Annotated in this window: 9 protein-coding genes; all 9 read right to left on the bottom strand. The window is 41.2% G+C overall.

All coding sequences use genetic code 11. The features are described 5' to 3' along the window. Position 1: 1 nt before the first annotated feature. The 9 genes from PHEP_RS08540 to nagA all read right to left on the bottom strand — a co-directional run bounded on the left by PHEP_RS08540 (position 2) and on the right by nagA (position 15,595). Entirely contained in the window at positions 2 to 2,185 is a 2,184-nt protein-coding gene (locus tag PHEP_RS08540; RefSeq protein WP_015807531.1) for an alpha-galactosidase, read from the bottom strand. An 11-nt stretch (positions 2,186 to 2,196) separates the two neighbouring features. Next, positions 2,197 to 4,257, bottom strand: coding sequence for a glucosidase family protein (locus PHEP_RS08535; protein ID WP_036674360.1), 2,061 nt, complete (start codon positions 4,255 to 4,257; stop codon positions 2,197 to 2,199). Between the two features lie 187 nt (positions 4,258 to 4,444). Further along, complete coding sequence (locus tag PHEP_RS21570; RefSeq protein ID WP_015807529.1) at positions 4,445 to 5,224, bottom strand: phytanoyl-CoA dioxygenase family protein; 780 nt, start codon at positions 5,222 to 5,224, stop codon at positions 4,445 to 4,447. Next, the gene (locus PHEP_RS08525) at positions 5,225 to 6,400 is read right to left on the bottom strand and encodes a sialidase family protein (protein ID WP_015807528.1); all 1,176 of its coding nucleotides are present in this window, start codon (positions 6,398 to 6,400) and stop codon (positions 5,225 to 5,227) included. A gap of 111 nt (positions 6,401 to 6,511) precedes the next feature. After that, entirely contained in the window at positions 6,512 to 9,145 is a 2,634-nt protein-coding gene (gene ligD / locus PHEP_RS08520) for a DNA ligase D (protein ID WP_015807527.1), read from the bottom strand. Between the two features lie 175 nt (positions 9,146 to 9,320). After that, positions 9,321 to 12,248, bottom strand: a complete 2,928-nt coding sequence (locus tag PHEP_RS21565) for a PAS domain S-box protein (RefSeq protein ID WP_015807526.1) — start codon at positions 12,246 to 12,248, stop codon at positions 9,321 to 9,323. A 167-nt stretch (positions 12,249 to 12,415) separates the two neighbouring features. After that, positions 12,416 to 13,480, bottom strand: coding sequence for a LacI family DNA-binding transcriptional regulator (locus tag PHEP_RS08510; RefSeq protein WP_015807525.1), 1,065 nt, complete (start codon positions 13,478 to 13,480; stop codon positions 12,416 to 12,418). A 121-nt stretch (positions 13,481 to 13,601) separates the two neighbouring features. Next, positions 13,602 to 14,360, bottom strand: coding sequence for a glucosamine-6-phosphate deaminase (locus tag PHEP_RS08505; RefSeq protein WP_015807524.1), 759 nt, complete (start codon positions 14,358 to 14,360; stop codon positions 13,602 to 13,604). Positions 14,361 to 14,368: 8 nt separating this feature from the next. Then, a complete protein-coding gene (gene nagA, locus PHEP_RS08500) occupies positions 14,369 to 15,595 on the bottom strand; it encodes an N-acetylglucosamine-6-phosphate deacetylase (protein ID WP_015807523.1) in 1,227 nt (408 codons plus the stop codon). Positions 15,596 to 15,670: the final 75 nt, after the last annotated feature.

Below are 15,670 nucleotides of genomic sequence, written 5' to 3'. Positions count from 1 at the left end.
CTTAGTTTTGGGCAACAATTTCAAAAACAGAACTACTTAGGGGACTGATTTTACCAGATGAGAGGTTTAATCCAATATTCATCAGGTAGTCGCCGCTAAATACTTTTCCATCATCTGGAAAGGTCGATTTCGTATCCGGCAATAAATTAACTTCCTTAATCTGATAACGCTTTAATGGATCAAGGCCGTTTAAAAGCACCTTCCCCATATATTCTTTACGCCTGAAATTAAGCAGGTAATTGAAAAGTACGGCTTTGTTTTTAGGCTCATCCACATACATTAAAACTGCCCTGTTCTCCTCATACGGAGAGATTAAACGGTACAGATCACCAAACCAGATGACATCACTGATCTTTTTATAAGTTTTAACCGCCTGGTTACTGAATTTAATTTCCTGTTCTGTCAGATTTTTAACCCTGATATCATAACCCATTTTACCCATCATGGCCACGTCTGTACGGAACTTTAACGACTGTTTACCCATAGAAGTTACGTGGCTGGAGACAGTTAAGGCCGGGAAAAAGTTGAGGTAACCCCATTGTATAAATACCCGCTCCAGGCCATCGGTATTGTCGCTTGGCCAAAACTCTGTAAAATATTTCAGTCCGCCATAGTCGACCCGACCACCTCCACCGGCACATAGCATGATAGGCAAATGCGGATGTTTTTTTCTTAAACGCTCCAAAATAGTATATAAGGCCCGATTGTAATCTATGAAAAGGTTACCCTGATTCTCTTTTAAAGCAGGCGAATACGTATTGGTCAGCATACGGTTACAATCCCATTTAATAAAGGCAATACCCGGGTTTTTAGTCAGCAGATCACTCACCATATCGTATATAAAGTCCTGTACTTTTGGATTGATCAAATCCAGTACCAGCTGGTTGCGTGAGTAAGCCTCTTCTCTGTTTGGCAATTTCAATATCCAATCCGGATGCTTTTCATACAATTCGCTTTTCGGGCTCACCATTTCAGGCTCCAGCCATATCCCAAACTGCAGGTTTTTTTTACCAGCTTCAGTAACCAGGTAGCCAATTCCGCTTGGCAGTTTTTTCTTGTCTACCTGCCAGTCGCCCAATGCCGTTTTATCCGCATCACGGGGATATTTGTTACCAAACCAGCCGTCATCCAGTAAAAAGAGATCCACCCCCAGTTTATTTGCACCGTCAAAGAGCTCAACCAGTACATCCTGGTTAAAATCCATGTGTGTAGCTTCCCAATTGTTTAAAAGTGTTAGCCGCGGTTTATTGCCATCCAGTACGCCATAATTCCTGGCCCAGCGGTGCAGGTTTCTGCTGGCTTCGCCTTTCCCCTTTTTGGTATAGGTAAATATAAAAGCAGGGGTTTCAAAAGTTTTACCCGGCTGCAATTTATATTCGGAAGCATAAGGGTTCATTCCGGTAATCATCCGCAGACTATTTTGCTGATCAATTTCAAATGCACATTGAAAATTACCAGACCAGGCCAACGTGCCCGCAATCAGTTCACCATTGTTCTCATCAGCAGGTTTATTTAAAGAAAGGTAGAAGCAAGGCGAACGATACATTTGCGCACGTGTCCCCAGTTTACTATCCAGTATTTTTATACCTGTAGTCAACTGGCTTTCCTTCATCCTCATTTCTGTCATATAATCCCCGTCAAACTGGCTTAACCAATATTTAGACGCATCAAAATGCAACATAGAAGAAGCATAATTGGTTAAAGTGACCGGCTTTTTCTCGTTGTGTTTTATTTCTGTCCATTCCTTGATAATATCTTCATTAAAATATGCGGTAAAATGGAGTACTACCTGTACCGGATATTGTGGATCTTTAAGTATTATGGATGTAGTAGCTACATTATCATTCTGTTTGTCAGTTTTATGTGCAACATACTTTAAATCCAGCGAGGGATTGCCATCGTTGTGTACCATACGGATTGCAGGCTCAAATAAGTCACCCATACCAGCACCGATATAAGCTTCACGACGGGTTGATTTTAAGAGGCCCTCATCGCTGTGATTGATCAGTTTTTGTCCAAGATAACTTTGATAAAGCTTTTGTCCGGATGAGATGGTAAAAATGAGCGATGTATGTTTTGTTTCAACAATGATTTGTTTGTCCTGCTGTGCAATGGCATTCAAACCCATTGTAAAAAGCAACAAAAAACAAGAGATATATTTATTTATATGTAAACGGATATCCATTATAGCTTATATTATAGTTTAATTACTTGCATAGCACCTTCTTTTACTTGGTATTTATAGTCTTTGCCATCTTTTTTAATGGTGATCATCAATTTGCCTTTAGCCGTCCGGGCTACTTCCAGGTCAAATACATTTCCAAAAGAATGGATATTGCGCAAGGCCATATTGTTCCATTCTGCAGGCATTCTTGGCGTACATTCAAAACTGCGGAACCCTATGGGGCGCATGCCAAACAACCCTTCTGTAAATATGCGGCAATATAAACCACTTTCGGCAGAAAGATGCCTTTGATTACCTTCCGGATAAGCTTCCACAGGATAAGGGACATGATCCCCGAGCAACCTGCGCCGTGAATAATATTTGATAAAATCCATTGCTTTTTCCGTCTCCCCGGCCTGCAATACACCTCTTAAAGCATAAAGAGTTGATCTGTCCCAGAAAGTTTCTTTACCTGCCTGTGTGGCAAGTCCGTCGGCAGTCCATAATCTTGGTGAAAACAAGGCATCAACAGTTCCTTGTTTCCTATCAAATATCCCCATTGTTAAAGGCAGACAAATCCAGGCCCTAAGCACATCATTCCCTTCATAGTATTTATAGGTTTCAAAACCTTCCACATTGCCGCCAAAGTATTTTTCCATATTTATCCTTAGCGCATCAGCCTCCTTGCGGTAAGCTTCAGTCTGGCTTTTTGGTTTATTTAATGCCTGTCCAAGCAATACTGCCGAGCGCAGGGCATCATAGTATAGGGTATTGGTAGAAAGGTTGGCCTTTCCTGCCGGAAAACGTCCTTCCAGTTCATCTCTGTCTGAAGTAACCACTCCCTCAACGTTCATTTTACGTTTGCTGTATTCCAGGCACCACTCAATTAAAGGCCATAATTTCCGGGCTGAATCAATATTTCCGGTGGCCAGCGCATAGCGCGAAGCCCCATAGGCAATCATGGCCTGGTCGCCCCTGTCGCCAGCACCTTTCCAAACTGCGTCACCTTCGGCAACGATAGAACTTGGAATGGCTTTATAGTCAGGGTTCATGTATTTTGCAAACCAGGCATAAGCATTCATGGCCGAAAGGTGGCCAATCCTGTCGCCAGAAAAAGCAAAGTAGGGATTAATGTATTCAGCCTGGTCATTTGCCCATATGGCTGCATAATAGGCCAGGCCACCAGGACCATGCATATAACCGCCCTTGGTTTTATAAATACTTTCAGTTGCCCTAAGTTTAGCAAATTCAAATGCGGTGTTCAATACCTGATCAGGCGTTTCTAATTTTAACGGAGCCTGTATTTCATTAATCCTTGCCACTCTTTTTTGCTCTTCCGCATCTGCATTAATTACAGGCAATTGGTCAGGATGGTCTGTTGCCAGATAATAAACCGTAAAACTGACTGATTGACCAGGTTTAACTACAGTGTTTCCATCACCTACCGTACCCATAATTACACTATGTTCCTGCACTTTGCTTCTGGAGGGATCTGTTTTCACTTCACGTTTCAGGTATTCCATAGCTATGGGAAGATCAGTGGCTGTAACATTGGTAAACACAAACCTTTCTATTGCCATAGGTTGGTCAACAGAGGGGAAAAAGCTCCTTTCTATGGTGGCCAATACCGGGCTGCCGGTTTCTGCGCTTACACGCATAATACCTTTATGATTGATCTTTTTAATGCTATAGCCTAAGCTGCCAGACTTACTACTTTTGGCTGTACCAAAATCAAGCAGGCGTTTATTTACATAAAACCTAGGCAGTTCATTATCCTGAAAGGAATAGGAGATATGCGTTCTGGTTCCGTCAGGCAACATCCTGAAAGTTGGAAAAACAACTGTACGGCTGATTTTTGATCTTTTAATACTATCCAATCCATATTCCACCCAGATGGCTACCTTCTCACCAGCCATCTCTATGTGATCAGTATGTGGTACAGTGTTGTTAATGGCCCAGGTTATGCTGCCATTGGGTTGTATGGCCCAGCGATCTGTTTGCTTTGGCAAAACGGTTTTTTGTGCATATACAGAAAATGTAGACATGCAAAAACCAATCATAATGAGTTTCGTTCTTGTAAAAAATTTATTCATGCGGTTTGGGTTCAAATTGGCTACTGCAATTTGAAGATTTTTTACAGCAAATCCAGCCATACTATTGGCCAGTTAGTAAACTATCTTAGCATGGCATGAACAAAATCTTGTTTGAACGGTTTGAATTTCCATCTCCATCTATACCCACATCATGTGGGCGAATAAAAACTTTTGGGCAAACTGATTGTTACAGATCCGCTTCAAAGGCTTCAACTTCTTTAAATTTTGTCTTTCCTTTAACCAGTCTGCCCAAACGTGGTTTACGTTCGTTGTACACCTCAACTGCGTCTGCATCGGCATACCTCAAAAACAAGATTCGCCTGTCCCTGCTCTCCGACATGTTACCATCAGATTTATGCAGCATCCAGCAATTAAAGAGCAACGCATCACCCGCTTTCATCTCCATTGGAATGGCCAGGCTGTCATCTGCCTTCACAATGATCTCAGATTGACTTTTCTTTTGATTTTCGTTCTGATACACCCTGATCTGCCCTTCTTTATGACTTCCGGGAATGAGCCATAAGCAACCATTTCCCCTATCCGTATCGTCAAGCGCGGTCAGCGTAGTGAGCGCATTATAAGGTTCCAGCTCCCCATAGCCATTGTCCTGATGCCAGCCAAAGGGCTTGGTATTTCCCTTCATTTTAAAAGTCAACTGTGAGGTAGCCCCTTTTATGTTCGGACCAATAATTTCTGAAGCCATTTCTACCAGTGGTCCCTCAAAATAATAATCCCTGACGGTTGCCGCCTGGTGATGGATATTTACCAGTAAAGAATTTTGCAGCCAGCTCTTATTTGGATCAAAAGATTCCTTTTCCCTGCTCCAGGCTTCCATGCACTCTGTCTGCATTTGTTTTAATCCTTCCGGCTTTAAAATACTTCTGATGATCAGGTAGCCGTTTTTACGATAGGATATTAATTCTTCTTCAGTTAATTTTCTGAAATTAAATAAACGTGCTGTTTCCATTTAGTTTTGTATTAGATCTGAATAATTGACGATTTTAAATACGATACCTTCATAAGGCTTTTCATACCCCGCCTCAAAAAAACTCGCAATTGTGGTTTTATCTATAAGCGCGATGTCAGAATAAGCCGATGGGCCAGCATGTAAAACTAAATTGTGTTTCCAGGTCTTCCCATCATTCAGGCTCATCCTTAACGTCATATTAGCTCGCAGCTTAGCATTTGCAGGATTGGTAAACAGCAAAACGGGTTTCTTTTTATTGTAAAAGTGACTCAACAAGCTACCCTGACAAATGGGTTCTATTAAAACCGTATCCTTTTCAACATTATTCCAGCTCAATCCACCATTGCTGCTAATAGCAGTATGCCTGGTTTTAATGCTCCGGTCTGCATTTCTCATATTCAGCATTAAACGGCCCTTAGAAATTTCGGCGACAGTAGTTTCATTCATTTTATCCTGGGGGGTATTGTTGCCCAGGTTCCAGCTTTTACCATGATCATCTGAGTAGATGATATGCGCAAAATTTTGATTGGTACCTCTTTCAATGTGGTTTATGGGAATCACCAATCGCCCGGCATATTTTCCATTGGTTATTTGCAGCCCATGGCAAGGTCCGGTAGCATACCACGACCAGTCTGGCTTCTTTACCTGGTCCGTAATTTCCGTTGGCCCCGACCAGCTCCTGCCATCATCATCAGAATAAAGCTTATACACATGTCTTCCTTTTTTTGCGGCATCACTGATGATCTGTTTTTCATGAAATGTCCCCAGGTTCCATGTGGATATCAGCCAAATCCGGCTGGTACCCCTATCCTGTACAGGGACCGGATTGCCACAGGTATTGGTCGAATCACTCCATACCACCTGTAAACTACTCCAGGTTTTGCCCCTGTCCGACGATCTTTTGATCACGAGGTCTATATCACCCGAATCACCGCAATTATTTTTTCTGGCTTCTGCGAAAGCCAGCAGAGTCCCATCTTTTGTATAAATAAGGGCTGGGATTCTAAAACAGGAATAGCCATTTTCTCCGGCTTTATAAATGAAATTCAAACTATCCAGACGAGAAATTCCAGATGTTAAAGAAGCTGCCGAAGCAATGTCCCTGCAAAAAAAGATCAGCATCAGAAAACAAAACACTCCGCCAATCATTTTTGGTTTTTTGATTGAGGTATACATACTTAAAAATATTTGGTTAGCGCAGCTCCAGTAGAGATCTGCATACACAAATGTAATTAATATATATATATATGTAGTACATAAAATTATGTAATTACAACCTGTATTTATTTAACTATTGCCAAAAACACCTTTGGCTTTATGAATCGTTTTTTCCAGATCAATGCCTTTTCCCAGTACGCCTCTAAAAAAATCACCTTCACTTTTTAAACGTTCCAGCGCATTAAAAATAGTAAAATCAGTCATTTTTAAACCAGGCTTTACTTCCTCCCAATGCAGGGGCATAGAAACCGTTGCACCTGGTTTTGGTCTTAATGAATAAGGGCCGGCAATGGTCGCCCCCGGACGGTTTTGCAAAAAGTCGAGGTACATTTTTCCCTTGCGCGCAGGAATCATCCGTTCCAGGCTGGTATATTCCGGAATCCGCTGATGGACTAGACTGACAATGATCCTTGCAAACATCTGCGATTGGTCATAACTGTATTTTGCAGCAAGGGGGATATAAATGTGGATACCGGTAGAACCGGATGTTTTACAAAAACTTGGCACATCCATCTGGTCGCAAACCTCCTTTACCGTAAGGGCCGCTTCTACAACCTGATCAAAATTCTGCTTATCCGGATCAAGGTCGATCACACAATAGTCCGGGTTGTCAGGCGATTTTACCCTGCTAAACCAGGGATTCATTTCAATGCAGCCAAGAGAGACCATCCAAAGTAAGGTGGCCTCATCATCCCCCACCAGGTATTCTTTAGCTTCGCCCTCACCCGTAGTATAAGGAAAAGTTCTGGCCCAGTCCGGTGCCTTTCCTTTTACATCTTTCTGATAAAAACTCTGACCATTAATACCACCAGGAAAGCGATTCAATGACATGGGCCGGTCTTTCAGGTAGGGCAATATGTACTCCGCAACCTGGTAATAATAATTAAACAGGTCTCTTTTGGTTACCTGATCTTCCGGCCAGTATACTTTGCTCAAATGAGTAAATTTCAGTTCATGTCCGCAAACTTTACGAACCTGGGTTTCATCTTTAGGGTTCAGCAAAGTTTTGCGGGCAGCAGCCTTGGGCGGCTTAATCGCCTTTGCATGTTTATTTGTTTTAGCCATGTCATCTGTCTCCATATCTAAATTTACAACAGCTTTCGTTTCTACTGCAGCCTCCCTTATTACGTCTTTTGCTTTCTTATCTATACGCATGCCCTGAAAAGAAGGATGTCTGAATACCCCATCTGAAGTGACTTCTGCATAAGCCACTTCACAAACCAGTTCAGGTTTTAACCAGGTTGCCTTTGCCTGAGGTGGGTTCGGACGAAAACGGGAAGGCTTGTTCACATCCGGAATTTCATCAAAAGGACTTTTAGTAATCATTAATGGTTCAAACTGCTTCATCATTTCCTTTTGCAACTGATCAGAAAAGCCCGTACCTACCTTACCTACATACTGCAGATGCCCCCTTTCATAAACACCCAGCAGTAAAGAACTGAATTGTTTTGAACTATCCTTATTTTTGGTAAAACCCGCTATCACCACCTCTTGCCTTTTGTTAATTTTAATTTTCAGCCAGTCGGTACTTCGGTTGCCCGGTGTATAGGTACTGCTTCCTTTTTTGGCAATAATGCCTTCCAATCCCATTTTTTTGGCAGCCTCAAAAAACTCGGTTCCTTCCGCGGTAAATACCTTACTCAGGCGAATGCGGTCATCGTCCTGGGGCAATATGCTTTTTAAAATTGCCTGCCGCTGCAATAAGCTTAAGCCGGTAAGGTCTTTTCCATCATACCAGATCAGGTCAAAAACGTAATACACCAGTTCGCCATCAGCTTCGCTGCGCCAGTTTTGCAGTTCAGCAAAGTTGGAGACTCCTTTGTCATTCAGCACGAGTATTTCCCCATCTACAACGGCATCAATTTTCCAGTTTTGCATAACCTCGTAAATGGGGTAAAATTTTTCATTGAATGGTTTGTTATTGCGTGAAAGCAATTGTACATCACCGTTTTTCCTGCTGAAGCCGAGCGCCCTGTAGCCGTCCCATTTCACCTCATAAACCCAGTCCGGATCATCAAATGGCTCGTCAACCAGCGTTGCCAGCATGGGTTTCATGCCTATGGGTATCTTTTTTTTGGGTGCTTTTTCCAGTTTTTCCTCATGACCATGCTGCCATACTTTATCACTGGTCTGTTCCATGGCAGCAATGGTTTTGCCGGATAGCACTGATTTATCCTGTTTAGTAATATCTGCCGTAGCTGCATAATCATCCTTATGCTTGATCAGCAACCATCCATTCTCGCCCATGCCGCGGGTTTTAACCAGGGCAAATTCCCCTTTTAGTTTTTTGCCCTGCAGTTTTATTTTCAGCGATCCTTCCTTCAGCTGTTTCCGCAAGTACTTATCCTGAGCTTTTTTTCCTTTAATTTCTTCAATAGGTTCATAAGTACCCTCATCCCAAACAATCACTGTTCCACCACCATATTCTCCTTTAGGAATTATGCCCTCAAAATCTTTATAGTCGTACGGATGATCCTCCACCATCATGGCCAGACGTTTCACCTTAGGGTCTGTTGACGGTCCTTTTGGTACTGCCCAGCTTTTTAACACGCCTTCCATTTCCAGTCTGAAATCGTAATGAAGGTGGGAAGCGTCATGTTTCTGGATTACAAAATGTAATTGATCAGCATCTTTAGATTTGCCAGCTTTTGGCTCAGCAGTTTTGTTAAAATCGCGTTTATGGTTATACTTGTCAAGTCCCATGGTATCATGTTTTTCTCATGATTAACAATCTGGGAACAGCTTGGTTTCTATTTTTAGTTTGAAATCCAAAACAGGCCCTGAAATTACCCCTTTAAACTGCCTTGCTTCTGCCTTTGTTCGAAGATTGCTGAGCCCCTTCTTCCAAAAAGCACCTTTTTCCCAAGAAAAGACAGAATCAGGGGCTAACTTTACCAATTGGCAGGCTAAAAAAGAAAGAAGATCCGACACCAATCTTGCTTTCAACCCAAATCCTTCCATTATGCAATTTAATGATCTCAGCACATAAATACAGTCCGATCCCAAATCCGGAAATTGTAGTTGTATGTTTGGTCTCGACACGGTAAAAGCGATCAAATACCTTAGATATTTCATGCTGTTTGATACCCATCCCCTGATCTTTAACTTCAACAAGCACTTCAGTACCAATAACCTTGCAACTCATCGAAACTATTTTACCCCGGGGAGAATATTTAATTGCATTGCTCAACAAGTTACCCAATACCTGTGTAATTTTGTCACGGTCAGCCATAACTTCAACGGGTTCGCAATACTCCACTATAATTTCGTGCTGATCGTACATCAGACTGGCTTCTTCAGCTGATTCAAGTACAAGCTGATCTATACGCATAGGCTGAAGATTCAGCACCAACTTTGCAGATTCTAACCTTGCCACGTCAAGAAATCCTTTTACCAATGAATGCATTTTTTCTACTTGAGCTAAAGATTTTTCAGAAACTGTGCTGAAAAATGAATGAGCTGCCGAGCTATCAAATCTACCTCTCATCAACTGTAAATATCCTTTTAAACTTGTTAATGGAGTTTTTAACTCATGACTAACAATGGCAATAAAATCATTTTTTCGAATTTCTTCTAGTTTATGAGCAGTAATATCTAATACTGTTCCAGAAAAATGTGAAGCTGTTCCAGATTCTGCAGGATACAACTTTCCAGTAGATCTTAACCAACGGAGCTGCCCGTCCCTATAGCTATGGATTGGGTATTCTAATTCAAATCTGCTGCCATTTTCAATGGTATCCTCAATTGCTTTAACAACACTTTCTCGATAATCGTCAGTAATCAGTTTGATCGCATCAGCAAAGGTCATTACCTCATCCTTCTGAAAACCAAATAATTCCTTGAGTCGTTGTGAAGGTATGAATTCCCTGGTTTCTGTTTTGATATACCAGGTACCCAATTCAGCCGACTGTATAGCCTGGCTCAATTGTTCCTGTGCCCACTCCACTTGTTTTCTGGTTTGTACCCAAGGTGTAACATCACTAAGAATGATCAGTAAACCAGTTACAACTCCCTGCTCATCCTTTAAAGGATGATATAAGGAATGAACAAATGCCTCTCTAAGTCCACCTTTATCATACAATTTAACTTTTAACTCATTATTTATACGTGGAATACCAGTAACGTAAACTTCGCGAAGCCATTCATTCATGGGCTGCCCACGAAGTTCCGGCCGGGCAAGTGCATGAGGTTTACCAACTACCTCTTCTCTTGTTCGTCCCCAGATTTTTAAAATATTCTCGTTCGCCAGCTCAATAATCAATTCCTCTCCTTTGAGGAAACACATGCCTACCGGCGATTGCTCAAACAGACTACGAAATCTGGTTTCATTATCCTTTAATCGCTCAAATAGCAGCTTTAAATCTTCCTGAGTTTCAAAAAGCTCATCATTTGTAGCAACCAATTCCTCATTTGCGGCTAAAAATTCTTCATTCAACGTTTCCAGTTCCTCCTGCCTTTGCTGCAACATTTTTCTTCCTTCGGTAAGTTCGGTTACATCCTTTACACTGGCCAGTATTGCCTCTACGTTTCCGTCAAGATCAAAGAGCGGGTCGTAAGAAAAATCGACATAAATTTCTTTAAATGTACCGTCAGATAAAACAATAGTAGCCTTAGCCGAAGGTTCAGCTACCCGCTTTCCCGTGTCAAAAATATTTCTGAGCAAAGCTGGAAAGGGCTGATCTGCAAGTTCCGGAAAAACGTTGGTTAAATTTCTCCCGATAACCTCTTCATCCCTTCGCCCCCAGATGTCGAGCATCGGCTGATTGGCTATTTCGATGGACAATTCGGTTCCTTTAAGGATAGTTAAACCTATTGGAGTAGTCATAACCATTCTTCTGAGCTGATGGGCACTTTCTTCAATAACCTTTCTTGCCTTTACCTGTTCAGTCACTTCAGTAGCTACAACCATAATGCTTAATGTACGGCCAAGCTCATCCTTTACAGGTTGATAAACAAAATTGAAATAACCTTCTTTAAGTATTCCCGAATACTCCAGCACAGCCATTACCTCATTTCCGTAAAAAACTGACCCGGTAACGAATATATCATCAAGAATACCCAAAAATGCCTGCCCCTCAAGTTCTGGCAGGCCTTCACGTAAAGTTTTGCCAATAACCGATTCGTCTTTCCCCCATATTTCCAGCATTTTTTTATTGGCCGAATCAATTATCAGGTTCCGGCCTTCCAGCACGCCAATGGCTACTGGTGCATCTTCCACAATAAACCTGGCTTTTTGTTCGCTATGCTGCAAATCTAGCGTACGCTGCTGAACAAGGAGCTCCAGATCATTATTTAACAACCGTAATCTTTCCTGAGCACTTAATAGTTCCTCGTTAACTGCAGTTAACTCTTCATTTGCCGCAGCAAGTTCTTCATTAGAAGTAGCAAGTTCTTCATTAAGTTCCTGGTTATTGAGCAGCAAGCCCGCACTCGCGACTTTCGAGGCGGTCAACGCATGTTCTCCATTTACCCGTTCAGTCACGTCATATAAGGTACACATCAGGTATGTTGTGGAATCACCTGAAATATCCTTGATCGGGAGGATCTCCAGTTCAAACCAGGTATCTTTGTCTGAATGATTATCCAAAACAGGTTGTAAGACCAATGCTTCACCCTTTTCAATAACCTGCAAAAACAGGTCATCCATATTTAACCCGGGATAAAGTTTATCTGTTCCGCTTTGGTTCTGCCATGCAGAATTACTGCTAATAACAATAAAATTTGGGAATTCAGCTTTAAGGATAAGCCTTGCTTCGGCAAGCTGATTGAACAAGATCTGGAAAAGGGGGTCTTTTGAGTGGTGCATTTCACGTAAAAGTCAAAATTCTAATTCAGGAAAAAAATAATTTACCAGTACCTCTTTTAAAAATTATCCAAAAATATTTATAATAACCGATCCTACCCACAAAGAACAAGCTTTACCATGGTATTGGGCAGACTTAAAACTTAAAAAAGTAAAGTATAAGTTCTTGCTTAGTTCCTGTAAAACTGATAGTTTTCTTTAGTAATGATATCGATTGGCATGTGGTAGATCTTTTCTACAGGGACAGCATGAACAAAATGGGTATAAAGTGCCATTATCCCTCTGTATCCCTGCTCAATTGGCTTTTGGCAGATCAAAAAGTCGATAGTCTGCTTTTTAAGATATTCAATATTGTCCGTTAAAAAGTCGAATCCGATCAGCTTCACATTTTCGATTTTTTGCTGCTCCAGGTAATGTGCCACTGAAGATACGCGTGAATTGGTTACAAAGATGAGATTTACTTTGTTTGACTTCAATACTGTAGACAGACTGGCCTTTACAGAATCATAAGCCGTATCCCTGATATCCACCTTTAAGATTTCGTTATTTTTATGGTTATCTGCAAAGTATTTTCTGAAACCTTCTTCTTTTCTCAACAAATGGTGATGATTGTCTATCTCTTTGGAAATGTTCACCACAAGTACCTGATCATTATCTTTCAACAGGTAGCCCGAGATGTGCGCAGCCAGGTATCCACTATGGTATAGATTGGGGCCAATATAACATAAACTGTTCTTATCAGGAATGTCGGAATTGATGAATACACAGGGCATATTCAGTTTGGTGCATTCATCCACAAATTTACTGGATTCTTCAATAAACATTGGTGCAAGCAATACGCCATTAAAATTACCTCTAAGTAGCAGATCGGCCTGTTTTTCAAAAGATTTTTTGTCATTCTGATCAAAAAGAAAAGTTTCGATCTGAATGCCATAAGAGGAAATCTCTGACTCGGCCTGTAAAACACCGCTTAATGGTGCATTCCAGTAGTCTGTTTCTTTAGATACGGAAGGAATAACCACAGCAAACCTTAATATCTGTTTTGAAGCCAGTCGCCTGGCCAGGATATTTGGTTTATAGTTTAACTCTTCTATAATTGCATCAATCTTCTCTTTGGTTTTAGCAGATACGCCTGTTCTATTGTGCAAAACCCTGTCTACTGTGGCTATAGAAACGTTTGCCTTTCTTGCAATCTCTCGTACGCCAACCAATGCTTTCTCTTCCGTTCTTTTCATTCTTTTTTCCGGTAACTAATGGCTATAAATTTGCACTTATTTTATCAAATAAAATAAATACGGCAATAAAAAAACAAAATTATTTTTTATTTCAAGAAGATCGTAACTAATTGTTTAGCCTTTATAGAAAAACACTACTTTGCGCATCCGTAAACATTATTGCATTTTCATGCTTTCTGAGAATGGTTGAAGGGTATTTCTCAGTAACTTCCTGTACAATGGTATGGTGTACCGCTCTTGCTTTTTTCTCGCCCGGCACCATACAGAATAAATATTTACCCGAAAACAGCGTAGGTATGGTTAAGGTAATGGCAAATTTCGGAACTTTGGTTATAGAACTGAAACAGCCATCGTTTACCTGTTGTTGCCTGCATTCTTCATCAAGATCAACAATTTTAACTCTTTTTTTATCGTTAAAATAGGCTACGTGCGGATCATTAAAAGCAATATGGGTATTTTCGCCTATCCCCATACAAACAATGTGAGGTGGAAATTTCATTAACAGACCTTCATAACGCAGGCATTCCTGCTCTACATCAGCTGCATTCCCGTTAATGTAATTTACAGAACGGAAATTAACTTTGTCAAACAAACCTGCTTTTAAAAAATTACCAAAGCCTTGTGGCGCATCTGCATCCAATCCTATATATTCATCCATATGGAATGCATTGATCCCGGCCCAATCTATATTTTTTTCAATTAAGGCTGCTAAAAATTCATTTTGGGAAGGGGCAGCTGCAAAGATAATATTGATGTAAGGTTCTTTATCCAACAATTCCGTAATTTGTTTATACACAGCCTCTGCTGCTCTTGCACCTAGTAGTTTTCTATCATTCAGAAGCTGAATTTTCAATTTATCTTTTTGAATTTCTTTAATCATAGCTGTATCTATGCTGTTATTTCCAGTGGTCTTTTCTTTAATTCACTGGCTGAATTGTAAATAATTTCTCCATTGATAATGGTCATGGCAATATTGATGTTGTCATCAAACAGTACCAGATCTGCATCCTTACCTTCCTGTATCGACCCTTTTTTATCGGCAACACCTAAAATTCTGGCCGGAGTGGCTGTAATCATCTGTACCGCTTCCAACAAGGGAACATCAGCAGATTTAACCATCGTCCTTACCAGGCGGTCTGCCGTGGCTACACTTCCCGCAAATGCACTGCGGTCCATCAGTTTGGCTACGCCATCTTCCACAATAACTTCTAAACCATCCTTAATGTTCCCCAAAATACTTTTTCCGGGTTGCATGCCCGTTGCCCTCATGGCATCAGTAATCAGTGCTGTTCTGGAAGCACCTTTAATTTTATATACCAGTTTTAGCAAAGGGGCTGGTAAATGTATGCCATCGGCTATGATCTCTACATCCATTTCATCAATCAGGTAACCAGCCTCTACGGCACCCGCGTACCTGAAAGCATTTCTTCTGCTAACGCCCGACATGGCCGAGTAAAAATGAGTGGCCAGGGTATAACCATTTTCAAAGGCTTCCAACACTTCTTCATATATGGCATCGGTATGAGCAATAGCTGGAAGAATCCCCAATGATCTTAAGTATCTGCCAAACTCATAAGCACCCTTAAGTTCCGGCGCAGCGCTCCACCTCCTGATAGAATGGGCGTGAAACAATACCTTCTTATACTCATCAGGATCAGGATTACGCATATAACGCGGATCTTGTGCACCGCTTTGGTTTTTAGAAAAGTAGGGGCCTTCCAGATGCATGCCTAAAAACTGGGCACCCGACTTATTTTGTTTTTTGGCTATTTCATAATGCTCCAAAGTTTCCAGTAAATCACTCAGTTCACTGGTTAGTGTGGTTGGACACATAGCGGTAGTACCATATTTTACGTGGGTTTCAGCTATTTTAAGAAAAGAATTAACATCCCCATCCATAAAGTCATATCCCCCGCCTCCATGTATGTGCATATCAATAAAGCCAGGTGCTATATATTTTCCCTCTGCATTTATAGCAATTGCACCGGGAACGTCCAGGTCTCCAGCCGCAATTGCACTTATCATGCCATTGGTAATTACCACCGTTCCATTTTTAATGATGCGGTAAGGGGTTATAATACTGCCGTTATATATTTTTAGTTTCTTATCACTCATGATCTGATATACGCTCAACGCAGATTTTTTTTTGCAAAGATAGGGATTATTAAGATTCTTGTGTACGTACCCGAC

This window comes from Pedobacter heparinus DSM 2366, assembly GCF_000023825.1.
Lineage (GTDB): Bacteria > Bacteroidota > Bacteroidia > Sphingobacteriales > Sphingobacteriaceae > Pedobacter > Pedobacter heparinus.
Note: the sequence above shows the minus strand (reverse complement) of the source record. Positions and strands in the feature narration are given on the sequence as shown.